We start from the raw sequence: 22587 nt of genomic DNA, 5'->3' as shown, positions 1-22587 counted from the left end.
CCTTACACCGCCGAGTCGGAGCCGGCGATGTAGAAGCGCTGCTTGTTCACAAACTCGTCCATGCCCAGTGGGCCCAGTTCGCGGCCCAGACCGGAAGCCTTCACACCGCCGAAGGGCAGTTCGGCGCCGCGGGCCTGCGGGATGTTGACGTGGATCATGCCGGTGTCCACCTTGTCGGCAACGCGCTTGGCGCGCTCGACGTCCTCGGACATCACGGCGCCGCCGAGGCCGTAGCGGGAGTTGTTGGCCACCTCGATGGCCTCCTCCTCAGAGGACACCTTGTATACCTCGGCAACGGGGCCGAAGAACTCCTCGTAGTAGGAGTCGGAACCGACCGGGATGTCGGTGATCACGGCCGGGGTGATGTAGGCGCCCTTGCCGGTGACCTCGCCGCCAACGCGCAGGTTCGCGCCTTCAGAGACGGCGATCTTCAGCTGCTGGGCGAGGTTTTCGGCGGCGTCGCGCGAGGACAGCGGGTAGTAACGGCCCTTCTCCGGGTTGAGCGGATCGCCGGCTTCGCACTTGGAAGCGAGGGAGACGAGTTCGTCGACGAATTCGTCGTAAATGTCCTCCATCACGATCATGCGCTTGTTGGAGGTGCAGGCCTGGCCGGTGTTGGAAATGCGCTTGTTCCAGGCGGTTTTCGCGGCGGCCGGGACGTCGGTGGAGTCGAGCACGATGTAGGCGTCGGTGCCGCCCAGCTCGAGCACGCACTTCTTCAGCGCCTGGCCGGCCTGGGAGGCGATGGCACGCCCGGCGCGCTCGGAGCCAGTGAGGGAAACGCCTTGGACGCGGTCGTCGTTAATAATGCGCGAAATTTGCGTGTGCTTCGCGTACAGATTCGTGAACAGCCCCTTGGGCGCGCCGGCCTCCTCGAAAATCTTCTGGATCGCCTCCGCCGAACGCGGGCAGATCTCCGCGTGCTTGACCAGCACGACGTTGCCGGCCATCAGCGCGGGCGCGGCGAAGCGCGCGACCTGGTAATACGGGTAATTCCACGGCATGATGCCCAGGATCACGCCGAACGGAACCTTGCGCATAATCGACGTGCCGCCACGCTTGTTCGGGATCTCCTCGTCAGCCCCGAACTCGGCGCCGTTGTCGGCGTAGTAATTGAAAATCTCGACTACGTCGTCGATCTCACCGTCGCCCTGATCGACCGGCTTGCCCATCTCTTCGGCGATGATGCGGGTGAGTTCGTCGCGTTTGTCGTCGAAAAGCTTCGCGACCTTCCGCAGCACCTCCGCACGCTCCTCAAACGACTTCTCGCGCCACTGCTTAAACGTGTCGTTTGCGGTGGTCAGGGCGGTGTCGAGGGCGTCGTCGCTAATGAAATCGTACGTTGCGACAATCTCGTTGTTCTTCGGATTTTGTACTCGATATTTAGTAGACATGCGCCCCATGGTACGAGCGCTGCGTCAGCCTCGCCACGAAATTCTCCTCCGCCGCCAACCGCTCAATCGCGCGCCGAAACGGCTCAATCTCCGCCTCCGTCGCGCGGATATTCTCCTGGCACGAGTACGTGCGATCCGGCCGCCGCTGCCAGCGCGTGAACCAGACCTCGCCCGGCTCACCCTCAGGCAACAAGAGCATTTGCTTCTCGACGACCCCACGCACCCTGCCCAACATCCCCTCAATGTGGAGCGTCCACGTGAGTCGATTGCGTGTCGGACGGCACGCGCGGGGCGCAGCCAGTGTTGTCGTCATTGGTGGGGACCCTTCTGTGCTTTCAGCATCGGTGCTGTGCCGCTGTTTTGCGTGCAGCACTCGATGTCTTGCTTGGCGCACTCCTGCCCCGGTGACTAAGCGGGACGCCGCGACGGACGGTTGTCCGTGTCCGGGTGACTAGCCCGGGCGGCGGAGTGCGAGACGAGAGGTTCGTCTTCCCCAACGGCCTCTGGTTACTCTTTGAGCCCTTTCGGCTCGCGACCGATCTTGCGTCACACGAGTCACCCTGGGCAACCCTCAACCGCTGCTTGATCCCCCTATTTGCTCGACCTCGGGTTGAGGTTTAGTGGCGCGGTTTTCAGTGCCGAGTGTTGGGTTGTATATGTCGCAAAGTGAGCTTAGGGGCAAACCCGAACTCAGATTCACGAGTTCGGGTTTGCCCCTAAGCTGCGTTTTCTCGCTACTTACCCTCGAGCGCAAACCATCCGCGCGTCGCGGCGCCGATTGCCTACAGCAACCGCACTGCCAGCACTCCGAGGAAGATCACGACCAGGCCGACGAGGCGCGTGGCGGTGAGCGGGTTCTTGCGGGCACCGAAGGCGCCGCGGGCCTCGAGGACCTGACCGGCGGCGATGGTGCCGGCGTTGAAAGCGATCACGGTGGTGGCGGTGCCGAGCAGTGGCGACAGGGTCGCGCCGGAGATCACAAAGGTGGCGCCCACGAGGCCGCCGAGCCACATCCAGGCCGGGCCCGGCGTCGGCTTGCGGGTGAACTGCTTCGGTGAGGTGACCAGCGCGGCGACCAACAGCAGCACCACGCCGACGGAGAGATTGATTTCGCCGGCGTGGAGGGAGGAGCCGGCGATCGTCCCTAAGTAACCGTTCACTGCCGTCTGTACCGCGGAGCCGACGCCGACCAGGACGCCGAGCGCGCGGAAGAGCCAGAGTTCGAGGCCGGAGGCGTCGCCAGATGCAACGGCAGCAGCCGCACCCCTCCCTGACTTGCCTGCGCGCAGCACCACAACGATGCCGACGAACACGACGATGGCGCCGGCGATGCGGGGCGGGGTGACGTCGATACGCGGTGCTCCGAACAACCCAAACCAGTCGATGAGCAGGCCCATCACCACCTGGCCAAGGATCGGCAACACCACAGTCTGCACCGCGCCAAGGCGTGGGAACAGCAGAATGTTGCCCAGCACGAAGCACACACCCATCACACCGCCGAGCCACGTCCACCACGGCGCGGACGTACCCGGCGCGAACTGTGGTAGCGGGTTGCCCTGCAGAATGGTGGTCGCCACGATAGCCACAAGCAACGCCACCGAAAACGAAATCAGCGCCGACACAACTGGGAAGTTGCCCACGCTGAGACGCAAACGCGAGTTGGCCGCGGTTTGGATCGGGATCAGCCCGCCGACAGCGAGCGCAATAAGGAGAAGCACCCGCCTATGGTTTCATACGGGTGGGTTACTTCTTGCGGTCGCCCGCACCGCCAGCGCCAGAGCCCGCACCGCCAGCGCCTCCCGGCCCGGTCGGGTCGATGTAGGCGCGGTAGAGGGCGTCGAGGAATTCTTCGTGGGTGACGTTGCGGCGGTCGTCGATACGATTGCCCAGAATGTCGTGAATATCCTTGCGCGTCGGCGCGTGCACGAGCATGCCGGGGCGTTGCGCGCGCTCGGCACGTTGGCGCAGGGCGCTGGGGGTGCGTGGGAGGCGGTCGCCGACGCGGTGTTTGATCCGGGTGAAGAAATCGTCGACATTCGCCAGCGCCTCGATGCCCGGCACGTGCCAGCCGAACCAGTACGCCGCCACGCCGAGGCCGAAACCAATCAGGGCGGAGATGGCGAGGCCGATGGATTGCAGGTTGAGATCATAAAACAGTTGCACGCTAATCGACGCCACAATCGCCGGCACGACGTACCACTGGCGGTCGATAAGTATGGACGGGATCTGGCCGATCATCATCTCGCGAATCACCATGCCGCCGGTCGCGGTGAGCACGCCCATGAGGATGCAGCCGAACCACGTGATGTCGGCACGCATCGCCGTCACCGTGCCCGTCACCGCCCACACGCCAACGATGATCATGTCGCCGTGGAAACGGAACAACTCCCACGTCAGGCCCGACAGCGGGATCAGAAACGCAAACAGCGACCCCACCAACGCCGTGCCGATGTACCAGGGGTTTTGCAACGCCGACGCGGGCGTGGCACCGATCAGGGCGTCGCGGATCATGCCGCCCGCCATGCCCGAAATGATGGAAATCAGCATGAAACCGACGGCGTCAAAGCGCAATCGCCTAGCGACGAGCCCACCCATCAGCGCATTCAAAAACACCCCAATAAGGTCCATCAGGGCAAACGAGAACCCCACGGCGGTGAACACGTTGTCGAAGTACATGCGCGTCATCGTAGTGGTTTACTCCTGTAATTCCCGGCGTTCGGTCCCGGGCGCCGGTGATGACGGTGTGGGACGTGTGCGTAGGTGTCGCCGGTTTGGCGTGGTTGCCGGTACCGCCAGACACGCTCGGACACACATGGTGAGAATACAACGGTGAAGATGCCGATATTTTGCCGTCCTCACCGTTACGTTCTCACCATGTGTTGGGTGGGGTCGGGAAGGTGGCGTCGCAAAGCTAAACGGCACATCCAACACCGCGCATCTCGCCCAAAATCAGCGAAATGTGCCGTTTGGCCGAGAAGACGGGGCAGGTCTGCGCCTGAAGCGCCTGCCCCTACCCCAGGCGCTGGACTGCGTCGATGACGAGGTCCCAGAAGCGCTCCACGTCCAGGCGCGTGGCCACAGACGTGTTGCAGTCGGACGGGTCCAGCACGCGGAAGTCCGCCACGGTCCGCCCGCGGGTCAGCGCTCCCGACAGTTCCACGGACAGGGGCACGGCCACGGTCTCGACGACGGTGGGGTCGATGACGTAGGCGACGGCGCAGGGGTCGTGAACTGGTGGGTTGTCGAAGCCTTGGGCGTCCTTGTAGTTGCGACGGAAGGCGTCGATGAGTCCGACGCAGAAGTCGCCGACGGAGGTGCCCAGCGCAGCGAAGCGCGACTCCACCTCCGGCGTCGCCAGCGCCTGGTGGGTGAGGTCCAGGCCGACCATGACCACGGGCCAGTCTTCGCCGAAGACGATCGCGGCGGCCTCGGGGTCCACCCACGTGTTGAACTCGGCGGACGCGGTCCAGTTACCGGTGCCGTACGCCCCGCCCATGAGCACGACTTCGCGCACGCGCGAGACGATCCGTGGTTCCATGCGCACGGCCAGCGCGATGTTGGTCAGCGGTCCGGTCGGAACCAACGTCACGGTGCCGGGTTCTTCGCGCATCAGCGTATCGACGATCCACCGCACCGCATGCTCATCCTCCACCCCAACTGCCGGTTCGGGCAGGTCGTAGCTGTGGATTTCCATGCCGGTGTCGCCGTGGATGTCCTCGGCGGTGACGACCTCGTTGATAAGCGGGCGCGTCGCACCCCGGTAGACCGGCACGTTGGTGGCCCCGGCGATAGTCAGCACTTGGAGTGCGTTGTGGGTGACTTTATCGATGGTGTGGTTGCCGCCGATCGTCGTTAAGCCAAGGAGCTCAATGTCTGGATTGCCAAGGGCGAGCAGGATGGCGACGGCATCGTCGTGGCCTGGGTCGCAGTCGATGATGATCTTACGCACGGGCGGCCACGTCCTCTGCTGCGAGCGTGTCCGGGATGGTTTCCGGCTTCGGGATCAGGAACGACGCGGCGAACGCGCAGCCGAGCAGGATTGCGCCGGCGATCATGCCCGCGTGGTAGCTGCCGTTGGTGGCGGTGAACACCGCGAAGATGATCGTGAACGACAGGCCCGCACCCAGGTTGAACGCGCCGCCGTTGAGGCCCGGCAGGTAACCCTGGTTGTGCTTCGGTGCGAGCACGACGCCAAGCGAGCCGAGCATGATGTTGCCCATGCCGGCGTAGGTGATGCCGGCGAGGATCGACATGGCGAGCAGCAGCGCGTGCGTCGCATTGCCGACGACAAACACACCGAACACAACCGACAGCGCCGCACCAGCGATACCGATCTGCAGGATGATCTTGTAGCCCACGCGGCCGGCGAGCCATCCCGACAGCGGCCCCATGACCAGGCCGGCGAGCGCGTACGGGGTCAGCGTCCACCAGGACACGACACCGGCGGACATGCCCGGACCGGCCTCGGCGTCCTGGGCGAGGTTGGGCACGAGGCCGTTCATGACGGCGAACACACCGGTCATGGTGAGGGTGGTGGTGAGCAGCAGCGCCCAGGTGCGGCGCTGGGTGAGCAGTTCGGTGGACATCAGCGGGTGCGGGGTGGACTTCTCGGTGCGCCAGAACCACACCAGCGACGCCGCGCCGATGGCCAGCAGGATGATGACCATGACCCAGTTGGCGGCGGCGAGCTCGCCGGCCATGTTCAGTGCGGTCAGGATCGCGGCAGCACCGATAACCAGGCCGACGACGCCCTTCCAGTCCATCGGCTGCAACTCATTCGACTTGGTTTCCGGCACGCCGAACTGCACGGCGAACACGGCCACGAGCGCGGCGGCGCCGATGACCCAGAAGAGGGAGCGGAAGCCGAAGGCATCGGTAAGCCAGCCGCCCAGCAGTGCGTCCACACCAGCGATACCACCGTTCACCGAGGTCAGGATGCCCACCAGGAACGCGAACTGCTTCTCCTCACGCACAGCCTGGCGCAGCATGACCGACGTCAGCGCGACCGTCGGGCCGGACACACCCTGGATGACGCGGCCGATGAACAGCATGGTCACGTTCGTGGCCAGCGCCGCAACGACCGAGCCGATCACCGTGACCGCCATCATGGTCACCAACACCTTGCGGCGCCCAATCAAGTCACCCCAACGCGGCATAAACAGCGCAAACACGGCCGCGGCGGTGAAGAACGCGGTCTGCGTCATGCCGATCTGCGCGGTGGTCGCGTCAAGTTCGACCTCCATGGTCGCCAGCGCCGGCGACAACATGGACGCGTTGAGTTGGAATGCGAAGACAGCCACCAGCAGCGCTGTCATCAGGGGCACGACCTGGTTGGTCGGTAGCTTCTGCCCCGCTGCTGGTAGCGAGGTGTTCGTCATAGTCATGCGTGCAGTGTAAAACAGCCCTCCGCGCACCGCCCGCCTCGGTTCCGGTGCGTCGCCGAGCATTGCGAGCGCCCCTCAAGCAGCGTCTTTCCGTTCATATGCAGGGCTCGATATGCGTAATCCCTGGTCACAGCGTTTCGGCTCAAATCGCCCGATTTTTCCGAAAACGCCCTCACCTGCAGTTACGCATATCGAGCCCTGCACATGAACAAATCCGCCGCGCCGCACCCGCGCCCACGCACTGCCGCAGGCGCCCACGCACGCGCGCAGGCGCCCTACGCCAGCGCCTCCCACAGCGCCGTGTTGGTTTCCTGCCAGAGGGGTTTGGCCCAGTCGCCGAAGTCGCGGTCCGTGAGCACCACGCAGGCCTGGTCGCCGGCGACCCACAGGTAGGTGCCGGCCATGCCGAAGTGGCCGACGGTGTCGGCGGGCATGCCGTTGCCGGTCCAGTGCGGGGACTTCTCCCCCTTGATCTCAAAGCCGAGGCCCCACGGGCAGGGCTTTTGCATGCCGTAGCCGGGGACGACGCCGCGCAGGTCGCCGAACTGATTCGTAAACGCCTCGCGCACCGTCGAGGGGTCAAGCAACCGAGGCTCGAGTAGTTCGGCGGCGAAGCGCGAAAGGTCCGCGACAGTGGAGCGCCCGCCGTGGCCCGCCGAGCCGTAGATCTCGGTGTCGGTCATGCCAAGGGGTTCGAAAATGCCTTCGCGGGCGTAGTCGGCAAACGTGATGCCGGTGGTTTCCTCGACAATGTCGGCGAGGATTTCGTAACCGGCGGACGAATAGATGCGGCGCTCCCCCGGTGCCTTTTGCGGTTCGCGGGAGTCGAAGCCGACGCCGGCTGCGTGCGAGAGGAGGTGGCGGATGGTGGCGTTTTCGGGGCGGGCGTCGTCGTCAAGCGAAAATGCTCCTTCTTCAACCGCGAGGAGCACGGCGTACGCGGAGAGGAGTTTGGTCACGCTGGCCAGTTCGAAGACGCGCGCGGTGTCGCCGAACGACGCCTCTTGCCTACCGACGAGCGCGCCCGCCACATTGTCAACCGGCCAATCCTGGAAAAACTTCTCGAGCTGCATGGCCCCACCCTACGTGGCGAGTCATCGATACGGCCGGACATCCAGACTCGCGGTGTGGTCGACTTCTCCCATCCGCGTGTTCCACACATGCCGACGTTTCTTCTGCGCATCCAAGCCCGGTTGGATCTTCGACTGAAAGCCAGGATCAAAGTCGTTGCGGGGGACGAACCAACTGGCTGTTTCAATCCGCGCGACTGCCACTGGGTCCGCCACATGTAAATCGTGCACGGTATCTACGACCGGACCCATGTCACTATCGTGCGACGCCAAAACTACTAGATCAATGTCCGGATGCTGCGCAGCTAGCAATGTAGCGAGTCCCACCATCAGATCGACACCTTTCTCTTCAGGTGGTCCCGCCAACGTCTTCTTTCCATTGACATCCATGATCGGCTTACCTCGGCCATCGCGCTGGTACCGATATTTGAGCGGACGTAGGGTCACCTCGACTCCATCCGATTCCCAATTCCGTTTCTGATCCTGGTTTCGCCGATAGGCATCGGGATCATGAATCGAACTTGGTAAACCTCGAAAGACTTTCACCGAATCAAGTGTCGCAGGGGGCGTAGTGGAGTTGGCCGCGTTTCGAGCTGCAATAAGTCTCTTGGCAAAGGCTGCTGGGTCGAGCAACGCTTCATGAAGCCCGACGCCATCATCGCGTGAAAAGACTTCCCAGCCTGTGATGTGCACATTCTGATAGTCGATAAGTACGACAGCATTTAAAGTGCTGCTCCCCCTCCGCTTTGGCATGAGCGACGGTGACGCGTTAATCATCTGATCCCCCCCGGAATTTAAAAACCCCGCCAATCCGTAGATAGCGGGGAACTATGTGAGCGAGTATACCGTTTTGGGTTCGTCTGTCAACCCTTTCGGCTATCCAACCTAAAACGGCAGCGCAGGCAGCGTCAATCCCGGGATCATGCCCGCCGCGCCGGCGCCCACAGCCCCGAGTACGCCGAGCAGCGCCACGACAATCAGCGCGATGTGGTCCGGGGCGAGGGCAAGGCTTATCGACGACGGCGCCACCGGCACGACCCTATTCACATCCTTGCCGCAATCCGCGTATCGCTGCGCGGTGTACGAGGCGGCATTGGCAAGGTAGGCGGCCTCCGAGTGGCTAAACGGGCTGTCGGCGGTGACGGTCAGGCTGCGTGAGGAGTGCTTCAGGTCGTCGAGGACCAGCGCGCTTGAAGTGTGGGTGACGCCGGGTTCCCAAAGTTTGGCGTCGTCGATTTGGGTGAGTGTGCCCCAGCCGTTCTCGCCGATGCCAGCACGCAGCTCGGACTGCTTCTTCTCCCACAGGGCAAGTGCGTCGGTGCGGGAGCCGTTGAAGAAGATGAGGTCGTCGCCAAGCACACCCGCCGCGAGCGCCGGGACCTGGTCGGCGTTGTACTCGATCGAGCATTTACCAGGGTCGCCCGTCGCTGCAACGGCAACCGGCACCGTAGCGGCACCAACAGCAGCAGAAACAACAACCAGCGAGCAAACTGCCGCAGACGCCAAAGACTTACGCATAGCCAGAAACCTTAGACCACGAGTGGCTACTGCGCCCAGGAAATCCGCACGTCAAAATCTTCCTGCTCGGTCCCCTTCACAAGTGCGGCGATGTGGCTGCGTACGAGGTGTTCGGTGCGCTCCCCCGCGCGGTCCAACAGGCCCTGCGACACGGCCTTGTCGCGCGCAGCGTTCTCTTGGCCGGCGATGAAGGTGGTGACGTCGTCGACACGAATTTGGTTGATGGGGTTCATGGATTGGTCGTAGACCTGCACGCTGTCGGCATTGATGTGGGCGCTGAGCACCTCCACCGGTGGCAGCACGACGTCGATCGAACCAGAGCCGACCGAAACGTCGATGGCGGTTGCGTCGCGGATGCCGGCGGTAACGCGGCCGTCGTAAGTTACCAGGAAGTTGCGGCCGGTAAACGGCACGCGCAGCCCGAGGACCTCGAGGCCTTGCTGGTCGAACTTGCCCACGTCGGAGAAGACGTATTCCTCCACGGAGAGTTCGGCGATGTCTTCGAACGACGCCCCGATGGTGGTGGAATCCACCCGCGTCTCCCCCATCCCGATTACGGCTGGGCGCAGCATGACAAGCAACAACCCCACAACCGCCAGGACGGCGATGACGGAGGTCACAACGACGCCACCGCGGCGGGGCTGGCGCGGCGAGAGGTGTAATTCTTGGGCGGTACTCACATCTGGTGATCTTAATTGCACCCCATATTCGGATGGTTTGTACACTCGTTGGAACCTTTGGGCGTACGCGGCTGAAGGATGTATCTGGCCACCGCACGGAAGAGATAACGATGACCGGTTCCACGCGTATCGACGAAACCCGCGCCGACAAGCAGCGCGAAGAAAAACAAAACCAGAACCAACAAGACGGCATGACCGGCTTCCTCGGCTGGATCGAGCGAATAGGCAACAAGCTGCCGGAGCCGTTCTGGCTGTTTGTCATTTTGAGCGGCGTTGTTGTCGTGTCCTCATGGATTGCCAGCAAGGCGGGCCTCTCCGCCATCGACCCCGCCTCCGGCGAAGAGATCAAAGTAGAAAGCCTGCTGACCGGCGAGAATATCTCTCGCATGGTCACGGATGCGGTGGAGAACTTCATCGCGTTCCCGCCGCTGGGCGTGATCCTGGCGGTGATGCTTGGTGTTGCCGTGGCGGAGCAGACCGGTCTGCTGGCGGCGATGGTGCGCGCGATGGTGGACAAGGTCAGCGGCAAGATGCTGACGTTCATGGTCGCGCTTGCCGGCGTGACCGGCTCGATCGCCTCAGATGCGATTTACGTGATCATCATTCCGCTGGGCGCGATGGCGTTTCATGCGGTTGGGCGCTCGCCGGTGGTGGGTGCGATGGTGGCGTTCGCGGCGTCGTCGGCAGGGTTTAACTCCTCGCTGATCCTCAACATCACGGACCTGCTGCTCGCCGGCATTTCCACCTCGGCGGCACAACTTGTCGACGCCAACTACGAGGTCTCCCCGCTTGCCAACATCTTCTTCGTCATCCCGTCCGCGATTGTGCTGGCGTTGGTGATCACTACGGTGACGGAGTTTTATGTGGAGAAGAAGGCGCAAGCGCTTATCGACGACGACCACATCGACGAAGACGAACTCCAAATCAACGACTCCGCCCAGCCGGACGATTCCCACCTGACCGACGACGATGACCTTTCACTGACCCCACTGGAGCGCAAGGGCCTCGCCTGGGCCGGCGTGACCCTGGTGGTCGCCCTCGTCGCTTACTTCGTCCTGCTGCTGGTCCCGGCCTCCCCGTTCGCGCGTCCGGAGGAGGGCTTCATGGAATCGCCCTTGATCCGCGCGATTGCCGTGCCGATCACCCTGATCTTCTTTGTTACCGGCCTGGTCTATGGCCTGATCGTGGGCACCGTCAAGGAGGCTGCGGACCTGCCGAAGTTCATGGCCAAGGGCTTAGAGTCCATGCTGCCGATTCTGGTGCTGTTCTTCGCCGTCGCCCAGTTCCTGGCGTACTTCCAGTGGTCCAACCTGGGCCCCTGGACCGCGATCAAGGGCGCGGAACTCCTGCAGGCGTGGGATCTGCCGAACGCGGTGCTGTTCCTCGCGTTTGTGATCATGGTGGCGCTGATCAACCTGTTTATCACCTCCGGCTCCGCCCAGTGGGCACTGATGGCGCCGGTGGTCGTACCAATGATGATGTACGTCAACGTCTCCCCCGAAGTCACCCAGATGCTGTTCCGTATCGGTGACTCCCCATCGAACATCATCACCCCAATGTCGCCCTACTTCGCCCTCGCCCTGACATTCCTGCAGAAGTACTACAAGAAGGCCGGCGTGGGCACCCTCATGTCGCTCGCCCTGCCGTACTCGCTGTGCATGCTTGCGGGCTGGTTCATCTTCTTCATGATCTGGTACTTCGCCGGCATCCCGCTCGGCCCCGGCTCCCCGATGGGCTACGAGGTATAGTCAGTACCGCACGACATTAAGCGCTGGGTGTTATGCCCAGCGCTTTTGCTTTGCGACGAGCACCTACCGGTAGTACAGAGTTCAAGCCTATTCATCCGGATTTCGCTATGGCACAGCCAGATCTTTTCGGGACTGAGGACGATGACATTGATTTCACAATCTCGCGAGCGAGCGGAGACTAACCCCGCTCGCATCTCGCCGTCCCGAATTACGGTCGCGCGACTGCGCCGAGGCCTCACAAAAGCGGAGCTGGCTGCAGATCTCGACGTTGCCCCAGCAACCCTTTCTCGCTGGGAGAACGAAGGGCCACCGCCTTCCCGCACAGAGCCACTCCTCAAGCGCCTTGAATCAGCACTCGGCTTTACCGACGGCTACTTCCTCTCCGAGGAACTCGAGGTCCCATCGATGAACTCCACACTCTTTCGAGCCGGCAGCCGCGCAACGCAGCGGCAGAAAGGCGTTGCAGTCGCATCCGGGGCAAACGCCTCCACGCTCTTGGCGTGGCTTCGCAGCAACTTCAACTTTCCAGAACCCAACCTCCCGGATCTGTCCGGATTTACGCCTGAGGAGACAGCCCGCCACGCGCGTACGATCTGGCAGCTCGGCGATAGACCAGTTCCAAACTCAGTTCAGCTCGCCGAGTCGTGCGGCATCGCCGTCATGGGCCTTCCACCGGCAGCCTCTGCGGTGGATGCATTTTCCATGTGGGATGGCGAGCAGCCGTTTATCTTCCTCGCTCGGCGCCGCACGCCCGAAGGCGCCCGCTTCGATCTCGCGCATGAATTGGGCCACCTGCTACTCCACAGCACCGACGAGCCACGCAGCGGAGCACGCGAAGAGGATGAGGCCAACCAGTTCGCTGCCGATTTCCTCATCCCACCCGGCATAGTTCATGCGCACCTCCGGCTGCACCCGAGCCTCGATGACATCCTCCGCCTCAAAACCGCGTTGAAAGTGTCAGCCATGGCCATGCTTCGCGCCGCGTACCACCACGGCAAGCTCAGCGAGCGGGAATATCACTTCCACCTGACGACCCTCTCCGCGCGCGGTTTCCGCACCGACGAGCCGGGCAGCACACTGCAATACGAACGCTCCCGCGTCTTCGATTACGTGCTTTCCCCCGAAAGTGGCGCCAGCATCGCGAGCATCGCTGACGAAACACAGCTGCCGCCACAGGACCTGCACGCCCTCATGCTCAGCGCCCACCCCCACACGGTCTCGAGCGCTGCCTCGGCAACCAGCGCCCCGGCCCGCCCAACACTTCGCGTAGTGCGATGAACTACACAACGATCCATGCACCCGCCACCGTTTCCCCTCAGACCATGAGTAAGAGGTGATTCTCAGTGGCAGATAGAAGCTGGGCTGCTCGTAACAACCACAAACGCAAACCTCACTCGTTGCAAAATGAACCCGTCCACGAGCGAACCACCGACCCCCGCCAAGCGGTGCGCGATGCCCTCGACGAGGAGATGCGGTCCCGCCCCACCACAATATGGCAAGCGTTTTGGGACGGCTTCAAACGCGCGTAACCAGTCGGCTCCTCGCGCCTACCTCCCGTAAAGCGATGCCAAAAGGAGCTGCACAAGCAAGTGCACCGTGGTGACGGCTGCATGACGGCCAACCTGCTCATCAAACTCCTCGATCGATGCGTACTCAGTGCCTACTTTGCGGCTTGCCCGTGATACAGCTTGCTGTATCTGTTCCATCGTGAATTTCGGCTTCGCGGTTTTAGTGAATGTTGGCCAATGCGCTTTCAGCGCCGTTTCGACCTCTTTCTGCGAGCGCACCCCCTTTGCTTCGGCGTAATGAAGAAGCAGCCACACCTCAAAGGCGGGAACGCTGAACGCCACGCCTCTGTCCTTTCGCTCGGCTGCCCATTGAAATACCTCGCCAAGCTGCTCTGGTGTGGCAGCGTCCTCGTCAAGCACCACCCAGGCTTGGTCACCTGGCTGCAAGTCCTTAGACCGTTTAAGTTGGGCCAACCAGTCATCTGCCGTTCTCAGCAGCGCAGGAGGATCGGGCTTATCGCCTTGCCGCACTTCAACTTTGACCGACTTGTCCCGAAAGCAATCCATCTCAAAATAGTTCTTTTCGGTCACGCCCTCTGTGACGATTAAGAACACTGCCTTGAGCGAGCGACTGTTTGCAGATGCGGCTTTCCCCCGGAACTTATTCTGCCGAGCGGATCGAACATTCCTACTATTCATCCGGGAACTCCAGCGGTTTGATCGATGGCACTCCACCGAAGCGACCGTTCAGGTAACTCTTCCTCAGGTCGGTTACCTTGCGTGGCCCCTTGAAGTCCGAAAGCACGCTGGATTGCGTTTGGCCGAAGCGGTCCTTTTCGATCACCCATATTTCATCGCGTCGGAGCAACTCTGGGTCCATGAGCAGAAGATCATGTGTGGTGAATAGCAGCTGTACCCGACTGTTTTCATTCGAGTTTGCAAGAAAACCGCCAATAAGTGCGCGCGAGAGCTCAGTATGAAAATTCCGGTCCAACTCATCCACGACGAGAACCGCCTCCGTACCAGCAGATGCCAGCTTTGAGAAAAAGCCCAACAGACGCGCTGCGGATTGCGTGCCATCAGACTCGTCTCGCCATTTCAAAGCTCGGCTTTGCCCTGGACCCGACGAGTGCATCAGGGAAATGCGTTCAGCACTCATCTCCCCGTCTTCCAGGCGTACGGTGAAGCGACCAGCAGGCAGCTCAACATCGATTGGGTTATCCGGATACTGGCGTAAGAGTTGGTCAATCTCTTTCCCACGCTCGGCGCTCATGCCTATCGACGACAACGGCACCGGCTCAGCCTGCACACCGGTGATTCCCGCATCAATCTGCGTGATCACTTCTTTCCAACCTTCGGAGAAGGACATCGTGCTGGATCTGTCAATCACACCTGCCGGGATAACCAGTACTGTCTGCAAGAACACAAGCACAACATCAAACAGGCCCAACCGAAGTTCCTGCGGGAAACGAGAGAGGTTCGCTTCGCTCGCAAACGAGGCTAGCGGCACTTTTTCCGGCACTGATGCCAAAAGCGCGCGGGCCTGGGCGACCTCAGTCGGATACACTGACTCCTTCTTATCCAGGAGCGGGAAATAAAACTCATCGCCACTGCGCTCGAAGATATCTACTTCATCGCGCGAGCGGTACTGTGTTAACCGCTCCGCGACGACACGGTGTGCGTCATAGCGGAGGATGTACTCGTAGATAACATCGTCCACAGAAAACAGAATCTCGAAACTCGTTGGCTCCGCATCCGCCTCGGGCTTGAGTTTGAAAGGGTCATACGGCATCGACTCCGACGGCCGCGGCGGGTCTGTAACGATGTGACGCAGGACGATCAGCGCTCGTACAAACGTTGATTTACCGGCAGCGTTTGCACCAAACAGCGCCGCTACTGGATTCACCCGTTTGCCGTAACGACGTTTCAGCTCAGGACAGCGCTCGCGATGGACCTGCTCCCGGGTGGCGACCATATTTATCGACGCAGGCTCATAAACCGAGCGAAAGTTTCCGATAGTTAAATCGAGCAACACAGCAGTCCCCAACACAATTCCATTTGACACACTTTTCTTGCATCTTATGTGAAATTCGTTTCCGCAGAGACGTTGATGCCCCATATATGTGGATTCCCCTGCTATAGGTCACTCACCGTGGACAAAACAGTCAACTATGGCGATTAGCGGAGCTCTCAACGCGCCCCTCCTTCACCATACAAACTGGGATAGCGTCCCTTTTTCTGACTCAGAAAACTAGTGCCGGTTCTTTTTACTTCGAGACCGAGTTGCGCACCGAGAGCACGCGCGATGGCGCCGCGAGTCAACATTCGGAAGTTCATTCCGCCCCTGTCGAATACGGCTACAACACACAGGTGCAGGTTCGCCCGCCGCGCACCGTCCTCTATAGACCATCCAGATGCTTGGCAAATCTTCTTGAGCTGACGGATAAGCCTTCTTCTACTGTCTGGCACTTGAAAGACCATTTGGTACTTGATCTTCCGCCGTTTCTCCCGTGGCGTAATAGTCCAGTATGTTGAACAGCACTCCAGTCACTGAATTACCCTATTTGTACACGGGAACGGGTTTTAGAGGCTGAAGCAGACATTGAGCGAACGGCATCAAACGAAGATCCTGAGGTTTGCATCCAGCTCTCCGGTATTGCAACGTGGATGTTCGTTATCCATAGATCACCTAAGCCCGTGAGCAGCTGCTAAGCCTGGCATCTTTGCTAAGAGCGCTTCAAGACGGCTGTGTGGCCAAAGCTCTACATTGGGGGCATCTCCCTTGTTGTTCCATGTCTCAGCCCACTCGACAGCAGTCTGTGTAAATGTCCCTGACGTTGCGAAAATCAAAGTTTTTACCACAGGGGGCGGTTGAATTCTCATCAGGTTTACAGTTTCCGCGATTTCCCTAGCGCCAATGGACTTCTTAGTCCAATGCTTGGCCTGAACTATGACCCTCTCCGTCCGTTTCGCTCCGACCCCCAAATCCAACACACGCTCGCAGGAAAGGTCACGTCCCTTGTCAGCTGCGTTAGTCTTCTGTAGCCATTCGACATTTTGGTGGTGTTCCAATGAACGGAGAATATCAAACAGAACTCTTTCGAAGTCGGCTGCACTGAGCTTTTCCCAGGGCAAATCGCTGCTCGCCTCTCCTGGAAGGTCTTGCTGCGAAAGCAGCCCGATATCAACTTCTGGGACAGGCAACGGATCGAACGGGGACTCACCGGCGGCAATCACATCATCCTTGACTTCTGGCCAATCCAATTCCCAGATATCGTGCCAATCTTGCCCCTGGCCAAAAGCCAAATGCCGCCCGAGGTCTCCCCATCTCTTTGCTTTCCGAGGTGAATCTCCAACGAGAACCTCCACCTCAGCAAAAAGCCGTCTCAAACATCTTTCCGATTCACACTCCAGCACATCCGGTGAATCTCTGGCGATATTCTGAAGCAGCCGAGGTAACTCAAGGTCAATCAGCTTTACGACTTCTGTGATCCTGTTTCTCACAGCGCTTCTTCGTGCCCGACCCAGTTTGTAACGATACTCAGCAAGATCTTCAGAGGGCTTGGATTGCATCGCCCATACGAAATAAGGGAGTTCACCGATATCGGCATAGTCAATGAAAGCCTGCCCCATGTCGTTGATGTCCGGGAGTTCTTCTGTAATAGACCAGCCCTCAATCTCCGGAAGCCCTTTAATACAATCAGCCCAGGCCCGTCTTAAATCCTCGTATTCTGGGCTAGTACCTAAGGATGGCCCATCTGGCCAGTATTCGATTGCTTGTTCCAGAATTTGCTCGAGTTTTTGAACGTTGGCGGCAGTCCTATCGATTACGCCCAATAGATCTTCTAAGTCCATGCCCCAAGAATGGCATAGACCTCAACGGCACGACCATCAATTCGCACTGTGCTAAAAATTCAAAAGAAGACCGCTTGTGCCTGGGCTCAAAGACTTTCGCAGGGTTCAATCTGGCCGAATCGACAGCAATATGTACAACGCCCCCTACGCCCCAATCTCCGCCGGCGTACACACCGGCACCTCGCGCATGAACGCCTCCGGCGCACCCTGCTGACGCAGTTTGATGCCGTTGTAGCACGCCTGCGTCATACCCGTCCGCTTCGTGCCATCAGCCGGAATCTTGGCCCACTTGCCGTCCGTGTTCTTGAAGAACAGAACCCAGTCCGTACCCTTCGCACCCGCTACGGCCCACTTGCCGTCGCAGAAGTTCACCGACGTACCAAACCCTGCCGGCCACTCCGGCACAACCGCGTCAAACGCAGCTGGTGAGCACGAGTTCCCCGCCGGCTTCGCATTCTGCTTCGGCGCAAGCGCAGGCACCGACAGCGCCGACGCGATCGCCGCAAGTCCACCAAGCACCTGAGCATTCAGCGGCTCCGGCAGTTCCAGCCACCCCTGCTGCACCGCAACTGCCCCACCAATACCGACGGCTGCCAGGACACCCAGCGAGATGCCCACAATGGCGCCATTGCTTAACGACGACCCCTCATCCCCCGCCGTACCTTCCTCCCGAGTAACAGCGCTATCGCCTTGCGAGGCACTACTTTCCGCTAACGCATACGGAGCAACAACAACGGAGGTGGATACGGCGGCAGCGACGCCGAGAGCAAGCATCGGTTTCTTCATGTCGCCCACCCTACTCACCATCACCGCCTATGTCGCGGGAATGAGCGCAATTCCCCACACCCCAAGCGCAACCGACGCGGCGACGAGCAACCACCACACCACCCCACGCGGCCGGCGAAACCACCGGTCCGACACAAGCCACACCACCGACGGGATGATCAGCGCCAGGCCTAAGAAGGTCAGCGCACGCCAATCCTCAAAGCGCGGCGCCGTGAGCATGAACACCACGCCCAGCCCGATAAGACCACCAGCAAGTGCGTGTGGACGAACCCCACCAACAGGAATAATCATAACCGCCACATTAACGCACAATTATCCGCATTGACCAGGCGATTTTGCACCTATAACAATCCACGCTATTGTTATCTCTCGTTGCACAGCAATGAGCAACACAACAAAATACTCCTCCATAGCTCAGTTGGCAGAGCATTCGACTGTTAATCGAAGGGTCACTGGTTCGAGCCCAGTTGGAGGAGCAGGTTAATATCCCGGTACTTAATCCGAAGTACCGGGATTTTTCAATCAATTAAGCATTCTACTGCCCAACTTCACGCCAGAGCACCTAAAAGCTATCTCTATAGCCGTTGGGCAGAATAGCTTCAATTCAAAGCTCGTACCTATACCCCTTCGGAACTATCAGCAAGATCTGAGCACGCCACTTCCGATCCAAGGCCTTTTTGACTCAGGGAAACACGCTCACACCCCCCAACCAACAACACTGCCTATTTGTCAGTCCACATCAACTTCAGCACGAAGCCGCATTCCACCCCCTAGCCAAAGACCGCGAACCAATCCAACTACACATCATCTACCCTCAGGAGTAGAGTGTGCAGGATACAAATAGTGATCTTTTCCTAAAGGAGTAATAGTGCCACTAAAGGTTGCCTTTGTCGGGTTAGGATATATCGGATTGCCGACAGCAGTGGTGATGGCAAACCACGGCCTGGACGTAACGGGTGTCGATGTCATTCCCGAGAAGGTTGAAGCCATAAACCGAGGTGAGTTGACAATTGTGGAACCGGGTTTGGAATCCGAGCTTCAGTCGGCCCTCCAATCCGGGCGCTTTAGAGCAACCACCGAGATGCCAGAGTCCGATGTCTTCATTTTGGCAGTTCCGACCCCATTCGCCGAGAATCATCAAGTTGACATGCGATTCATCAACTCCGCTGCGGACTCAATTGCACCGGCGTTAACTGGGGGAGAGCTAATTGTCCTCGAATCGACATCACCCCCCGGAACCACTGAGAAGCTCGCCGCCCGAATCATTGAGAGGCGTCCTGAATTTTCAATCGACGGGTTCTCTCACGACGGTAACAAACCCGTGATTTATTTCGCACACTGCCCCGAGAGAATTCTACCCGGCAACGCGATGGAAGAGTTGCGCACGAATGATCGAATTATCGGCGGGATGAGCCCCCAGGCAACTGAACGGGCAAAGTCTATCTACTCCACCTTCTGCCGAGGGCAACTGTTGGAGACGAATGATCGAACAGCAGAACTAGCCAAGCTAACGGAGAACTCTTTCAGGGACGTAAACATCGCGTTCGCCAACGAGCTCTCGGTTATCTGCGATCAACTTGACATCAACGTCTGGGAACTCATCGACCTGGCTAATCACCACCCGCGGGTGAATATCCTTCAGCCCGGTCCTGGAGTTGGTGGGCACTGCATTGCAGTTGACCCTTGGTTCATCGTCTCCACAGCACCCAAAGAAGCCAACCTAATAAGGACTGCTCGCGAGACTAACGACAGAAAACCGCGTTGGGTGCTAAACAAAATCTCTTCGGCGATAAACCATCAAAAAACAAATTCGATCGCACTCTTCGGGCTCGCGTTTAAACCTAATATCGACGATCTCCGTGAGTCTCCGGCCGTGGAAATCGCAACTGCTACCGCAAAGGAGTTCCCTGAAGTTCACATATCCCTCGTCGAACCCAACATTTCGAAACTTCCACAAGTACTATCCAGACTTCCGAATGTAACCCTCGTTGACACGGAGTCCGCGATCAGAGACTCAGACCTTCTTGTAATGCTCGTCGATCACGATGAGTTTAAAGTCGTCGATACAGCAGAACTCGACGGTAAGACGATTATCAATACTCGCAATATCTGGACCGACCAACCTAGCCAATAGGTTCACTTCCTCGGAATCGGTTCCACTAACAGCAGTAAAGTCTTCTCACAAACAACCCGATATGATCCAAAAGTAAATTTGGTTTTGAATAAGGCAGTGACCCGCATTGTGTCCGTAACGGCCCGAACAACTTGAGGAAAACTAGAGGAAGGTCCAATCAATGCCACTCGATAGCACTCTTTGGGCACTCGACAGCAATCTTGCATTCGAAATATCCACCCAGTCTCCTGGACAATTCAGCATATCTGGACATTTTTATGCAGAGCCTGACCAACTAATAGTGGTGGGAATTGATGAGGAATTCAAAGAGCCACCTCCTGGGTTTACCCGCTCTGATGCCGGCTTTGATTTTGTCTATCTTCGCGGTACCGGCAGATTAGATCGTTTCGACTTGCCAGTTGATACGACCACCGACGCTAACTCCCTTCGAGTCTTCATCCGCCGCTGGTATACCGAGTCTAAGATTTTAATCCGCATTGACGGTGTCAATCTGGACGACGGAATCTTCGTAATGGGAAGCTGCGTATCACGAGACACTTTCGAGTACGCATCACTCTCTCTGACGGGCTATCGAGCACGCTTTAGCTTTTCCAGCTTGCACACCCCACCTATTCACTACGAAAACTCACAACTCATGAGAAACCCTAGTGAGTTTCAACGCAGAATGGTTAGAGCCGATCTAGAGAAGACTGGTATTCAATTAGCGCAAACGGCAGCCGGAGAGACCATACTGGTTGATTTCATCGACGAACGTCTCCCCCTTCGCCGAAGCAACTTCTCCCAATTCACTCTGAGCCCAGAGTTCGCGGCAACAGAACTTCCACAGCAAGGGCAAGTGGTAGATGTATTTTCCGAATCGTACTTCCAACAATTCGAAAAAGGTTGGAGCTTTTTTGTATCGGCCATGCAACACAAACGGGTTGTACTGAATCGAGTTTTCTGGGCTACGCACTCTTCAAATGGCGAACAGCTGGAGGATCAATCGCTTATCGCACGGCAGAACGAGAAGCTGGAACGTCTATATACGATAGTTGAGAATGCGGAACACTCATCAACCGTCTTCCTCGACTACGATAACGCGCTTCTTACAGCAGACACCCATCACAAATGGGGCCTTAGCCCTTTTCATTTCTCGAAGGGTTTCTACGAAAGTCAATCCGAAAAGCTATCGGAAATCATCACTTCCGAAGTAAAGTGATTTCTTTTCCCACTGAGAGAGTACGAAAGGTTTTCATTAAGCTTTTCACCTCCTCGGCTCACCCAAGGCTAGACCGCCAACAAGTCATCCATACCATGCTTCGGTGCCATCGAAAGTCGATTCGTGGGTAGATCATACTGGCTTGCCATAACTTGTCGGTTTGAATCGTCCTGGGTTTAGTTCCTACTTATGCCGAGGAAGGATTGCTCACTATATCCAGAACGTATTCCATCGAGACCAGGAAGGAGCTGTCGATCAAATCGTTGAGCTGGTCCCTCTTGAGACTTGCTCGCTGCAACTCGTTTATGAAGAAATCGGGGTGCTGCTTGGTGTATCCCAGTACACGTTGCGCTCATGCTACCGCGAATAGGTTGTGCTTCCCGTCCAAGCGGCATTTCTCGGGTGAGAAAATCTAACAGAGAAGAACTCAACCGGCTACGCCGAGAAAACCGTGAGTTGAAACAAGCCAACGAGATTGGGAGTTGTCAGTGGATGAATGCGCCACCTCGACTTGGAGGTTGTTGTAACTGGGCGTTGGACTCCGAAGGACGTGAAGGCTGCTTCGGTGGCGATTTTACGAATCGATAGTCCCTGTCCACGCAGGTAGCGAATTTGTGCCCATTAGTCCAAAGAAATCACCCATCCAATTTTTTAGGATGGGCTACTTTTCAAAGAGCGCTAACAGCTGGCCCGCCGAAGAAGGCGTTAGCGCGTACACGCGACAACCTTATCGACGACGCGGTGGCGTTGGTGACTGCTGGTATGTCGATACCGAATGCGGCTGCGACGTTAGGCATGTCACCAGGGGCGTTGTACCGGCGGTTGGCGAAAGTCGGTGTGCTCACCGAATGAACTGTCCCAGGTTTTGTTCCGTTTGAGTAGATGGGAAAATCTGGGTTATGCCGAGGAAATTTGATCAGGCTGCTAAGGATCGAGTGGTGCGTCTTGTTGAAGACCGGATTTTGGCAGAAGGACTGTCCACGCAGGCTGCCTGCCAGGTGGTCGCTCCGAAGTTGGGGGGTCGTGGCACACTGCCAGGCAGTGCGTGCAGCAAGCACGCAAGCGGGGATTGCCGCAGCGTGCTGAGGAAGATGTCATTGCCGAAAATGCCAGGTTAAGGCGAGAAAACCAGGAGCTTCGTGATACCAACGAACTGCTGAAAGCAGCGTCGGCTTTTTTCGCGTCGGAACTCGACCCAAAACGTCGGAAATGATCCAGTTCATCGACAACTACCGTGAGCATTTCTCAGTCGAGTTCATCTGCAAGACGTTAAACACCTGTTTCTGATCTGATGTAGGTGGTCCAGTTCGGC

21 protein-coding genes and 1 tRNA gene are annotated in these 22587 nt (G+C 58.8%); 6 read left to right on the top strand and 16 right to left on the bottom strand.

Translation table 11 applies throughout. The features are described from left to right. Positions 1–2: 2 nt before the first annotated feature. The 10 genes from HMPREF2617_RS08345 to HMPREF2617_RS08300 form a co-directional block, all read right to left on the bottom strand. Positions 3–1394, bottom strand: coding sequence for an NAD-dependent succinate-semialdehyde dehydrogenase (locus HMPREF2617_RS08345; RefSeq protein ID WP_070484163.1), 1392 nt, complete (start codon positions 1392–1394; stop codon positions 3–5). Further along, positions 1384–1707, bottom strand: a complete 324-nt coding sequence (locus HMPREF2617_RS08340) for a hypothetical protein (RefSeq protein ID WP_141763035.1) — start codon at positions 1705–1707, stop codon at positions 1384–1386. The genes HMPREF2617_RS08345 and HMPREF2617_RS08340 overlap by 11 nt, the downstream gene beginning before the upstream one ends. 469 nt (positions 1708–2176) lie before the next feature. Then, complete coding sequence (locus HMPREF2617_RS08335; RefSeq protein WP_070840506.1) at positions 2177–3112, bottom strand: DMT family transporter; 936 nt, start codon at positions 3110–3112, stop codon at positions 2177–2179. Between the two features lie 25 nt (positions 3113–3137). Continuing rightward, the gene (locus HMPREF2617_RS08330; RefSeq protein WP_168168344.1) at positions 3138–4070 is read right to left on the bottom strand and encodes a trimeric intracellular cation channel family protein; all 933 of its coding nucleotides are present in this window, start codon (positions 4068–4070) and stop codon (positions 3138–3140) included. A gap of 334 nt (positions 4071–4404) precedes the next feature. Next, entirely contained in the window at positions 4405–5343 is a 939-nt protein-coding gene (locus HMPREF2617_RS08325; RefSeq protein ID WP_070840504.1) for a uridine-preferring nucleoside hydrolase UriH, read from the bottom strand. Beyond that, positions 5336–6778, bottom strand: a complete 1443-nt coding sequence (locus tag HMPREF2617_RS08320) for a uridine transporter UriT (RefSeq protein ID WP_371441302.1) — start codon at positions 6776–6778, stop codon at positions 5336–5338. Before HMPREF2617_RS08320 ends, HMPREF2617_RS08325 begins: the two co-directional genes overlap by 8 nt. Positions 6779–7053: 275 nt before the next feature. Next, on the bottom strand, positions 7054–7851 hold the full coding sequence (locus tag HMPREF2617_RS08315; protein WP_070840503.1) for a serine hydrolase domain-containing protein: 798 nt from the start codon (positions 7849–7851) through the stop codon (positions 7054–7056). 21 nt (positions 7852–7872) lie between these two features. After that, positions 7873–8625: an NYN domain-containing protein gene (locus HMPREF2617_RS11930; protein WP_141763034.1), complete on the bottom strand. Its 753-nt coding sequence runs from the start codon at positions 8623–8625 to the stop codon at positions 7873–7875. 108 nt (positions 8626–8733) lie between these two features. Beyond that, positions 8734–9366 carry a hypothetical protein gene (locus HMPREF2617_RS08305; protein ID WP_070840501.1) on the bottom strand — a complete coding sequence of 211 codons (633 nt, stop codon included), beginning with the start codon at positions 9364–9366 and terminating at the stop codon, positions 8734–8736. A gap of 26 nt (positions 9367–9392) precedes the next feature. Further along, positions 9393–10046, bottom strand: coding sequence for a DUF4230 domain-containing protein (locus HMPREF2617_RS08300; protein ID WP_246821722.1), 654 nt, complete (start codon positions 10044–10046; stop codon positions 9393–9395). A 110-nt stretch (positions 10047–10156) separates the two neighbouring features. Here HMPREF2617_RS08300 and HMPREF2617_RS08295 point away from each other — a divergent pair, with 110 nt between their 5' ends. Then, positions 10157–11794, top strand: a complete 1638-nt coding sequence (locus HMPREF2617_RS08295) for an AbgT family transporter (RefSeq protein WP_083323256.1) — start codon at positions 10157–10159, stop codon at positions 11792–11794. A gap of 141 nt (positions 11795–11935) precedes the next feature. After that, a complete protein-coding gene (locus tag HMPREF2617_RS08290) occupies positions 11936–13072 on the top strand; it encodes an XRE family transcriptional regulator (RefSeq protein WP_070840500.1) in 1137 nt (378 codons plus the stop codon). A gap of 269 nt (positions 13073–13341) precedes the next feature. Here the strand turns inward: HMPREF2617_RS08290 and HMPREF2617_RS08285 are convergent, their stop codons facing one another. The 5 genes from HMPREF2617_RS08285 to HMPREF2617_RS08265 form a co-directional block, all read right to left on the bottom strand. Continuing rightward, entirely contained in the window at positions 13342–14001 is a 660-nt protein-coding gene (locus tag HMPREF2617_RS08285) for an RloB family protein (RefSeq protein ID WP_083323255.1), read from the bottom strand. Next, a complete protein-coding gene (locus tag HMPREF2617_RS08280; protein WP_070840602.1) occupies positions 13994–15337 on the bottom strand; it encodes an AAA family ATPase in 1344 nt (447 codons plus the stop codon). Before HMPREF2617_RS08280 ends, HMPREF2617_RS08285 begins: the two co-directional genes overlap by 8 nt. A 650-nt stretch (positions 15338–15987) precedes the next feature. After that, positions 15988–17157: a restriction endonuclease gene (locus HMPREF2617_RS08275; RefSeq protein WP_083323253.1), complete on the bottom strand. Its 1170-nt coding sequence runs from the start codon at positions 17155–17157 to the stop codon at positions 15988–15990. Positions 17158–17301: 144 nt separating this feature from the next. Continuing rightward, positions 17302–17943, bottom strand: coding sequence for a hypothetical protein (locus tag HMPREF2617_RS08270; protein ID WP_141763033.1), 642 nt, complete (start codon positions 17941–17943; stop codon positions 17302–17304). 27 nt (positions 17944–17970) lie between these two features. After that, positions 17971–18234: a hypothetical protein gene (locus tag HMPREF2617_RS08265; RefSeq protein WP_070840498.1), complete on the bottom strand. Its 264-nt coding sequence runs from the start codon at positions 18232–18234 to the stop codon at positions 17971–17973. Positions 18235–18346: 112 nt separating this feature from the next. Between HMPREF2617_RS08265 and HMPREF2617_RS08260 the strand changes: the two genes are divergently transcribed. From HMPREF2617_RS08260 to HMPREF2617_RS08250, 3 genes are all read left to right on the top strand, one after another. After that, positions 18347–18419, top strand: a tRNA-Asn gene (locus HMPREF2617_RS08260). A gap of 392 nt (positions 18420–18811) precedes the next feature. Next, positions 18812–20077: a UDP-N-acetyl-D-mannosamine dehydrogenase gene (gene wecC / locus HMPREF2617_RS08255; protein WP_210400839.1), complete on the top strand. Its 1266-nt coding sequence runs from the start codon at positions 18812–18814 to the stop codon at positions 20075–20077. Positions 20078–20237: 160 nt separating this feature from the next. Continuing rightward, positions 20238–21275, top strand: a complete 1038-nt coding sequence (locus HMPREF2617_RS08250) for a DUF6270 domain-containing protein (RefSeq protein WP_070840496.1) — start codon at positions 20238–20240, stop codon at positions 21273–21275. A gap of 668 nt (positions 21276–21943) precedes the next feature. Here the strand turns inward: HMPREF2617_RS08250 and HMPREF2617_RS12120 are convergent. Then, positions 21944–22120 carry a hypothetical protein gene (locus HMPREF2617_RS12120; protein ID WP_168168341.1) on the bottom strand — a complete coding sequence of 59 codons (177 nt, stop codon included), beginning with the start codon at positions 22118–22120 and terminating at the stop codon, positions 21944–21946. A gap of 200 nt (positions 22121–22320) precedes the next feature. On the opposite strand from HMPREF2617_RS12120, the gene HMPREF2617_RS12330 reads away from it, so the two are divergent. Further along, entirely contained in the window at positions 22321–22488 is a 168-nt protein-coding gene (locus HMPREF2617_RS12330) for a transposase (protein ID WP_246821721.1), read from the top strand. Positions 22489–22587 lie beyond the last annotated feature (99 nt).

The sequence above is a fragment of the Corynebacterium sp. HMSC070H05 genome, assembly GCF_001837615.1.
Classification (GTDB): Bacteria; Actinomycetota; Actinomycetes; order Mycobacteriales; family Mycobacteriaceae; genus Corynebacterium; species Corynebacterium coyleae.
This window is presented reverse-complemented; position numbering and strand designations above follow the sequence as displayed.

What these genes read in the sequence shown, in the direction of transcription:
- HMPREF2617_RS08345 (WP_070484163.1), bottom strand. Translation starts at nt 1,394, where the DNA reads ATGTCTACTAAATATCGAGTACAAAATCCGAAGAACAACGAGATTGTC.
- HMPREF2617_RS08340 (WP_141763035.1), bottom strand. Translation starts at nt 1,707, where the DNA reads ATGACGACAACACTGGCTGCGCCCCGCGCGTGCCGTCCGACACGCAAT.
- HMPREF2617_RS08330 (WP_168168344.1), bottom strand. Translation starts at nt 4,070, where the DNA reads ATGTACTTCGACAACGTGTTCACCGCCGTGGGGTTCTCGTTTGCCCTG.
- HMPREF2617_RS08320 (WP_371441302.1), bottom strand. Translation starts at nt 6,778, where the DNA reads ATGACTATGACGAACACCTCGCTACCAGCAGCGGGGCAGAAGCTACCG.
- HMPREF2617_RS08315 (WP_070840503.1), bottom strand. Translation starts at nt 7,851, where the DNA reads ATGCAGCTCGAGAAGTTTTTCCAGGATTGGCCGGTTGACAATGTGGCG.
- HMPREF2617_RS11930 (WP_141763034.1), bottom strand. Translation starts at nt 8,625, where the DNA reads ATGATTAACGCGTCACCGTCGCTCATGCCAAAGCGGAGGGGGAGCAGC.
- HMPREF2617_RS08305 (WP_070840501.1), bottom strand. Translation starts at nt 9,366, where the DNA reads ATGCGTAAGTCTTTGGCGTCTGCGGCAGTTTGCTCGCTGGTTGTTGTT.
- HMPREF2617_RS08295 (WP_083323256.1), top strand. Translation starts at nt 10,157, where the DNA reads ATGACCGGTTCCACGCGTATCGACGAAACCCGCGCCGACAAGCAGCGC.
- HMPREF2617_RS08290 (WP_070840500.1), top strand. Translation starts at nt 11,936, where the DNA reads ATGACATTGATTTCACAATCTCGCGAGCGAGCGGAGACTAACCCCGCT.
- HMPREF2617_RS08285 (WP_083323255.1), bottom strand. Translation starts at nt 14,001, where the DNA reads ATGAATAGTAGGAATGTTCGATCCGCTCGGCAGAATAAGTTCCGGGGG.
- HMPREF2617_RS08275 (WP_083323253.1), bottom strand. Translation starts at nt 17,157, where the DNA reads ATGGACTTAGAAGATCTATTGGGCGTAATCGATAGGACTGCCGCCAAC.
- HMPREF2617_RS08270 (WP_141763033.1), bottom strand. Translation starts at nt 17,943, where the DNA reads ATGAAGAAACCGATGCTTGCTCTCGGCGTCGCTGCCGCCGTATCCACC.
- HMPREF2617_RS08265 (WP_070840498.1), bottom strand. Translation starts at nt 18,234, where the DNA reads ATGATTATTCCTGTTGGTGGGGTTCGTCCACACGCACTTGCTGGTGGT.
- HMPREF2617_RS08250 (WP_070840496.1), top strand. Translation starts at nt 20,238, where the DNA reads ATGCCACTCGATAGCACTCTTTGGGCACTCGACAGCAATCTTGCATTC.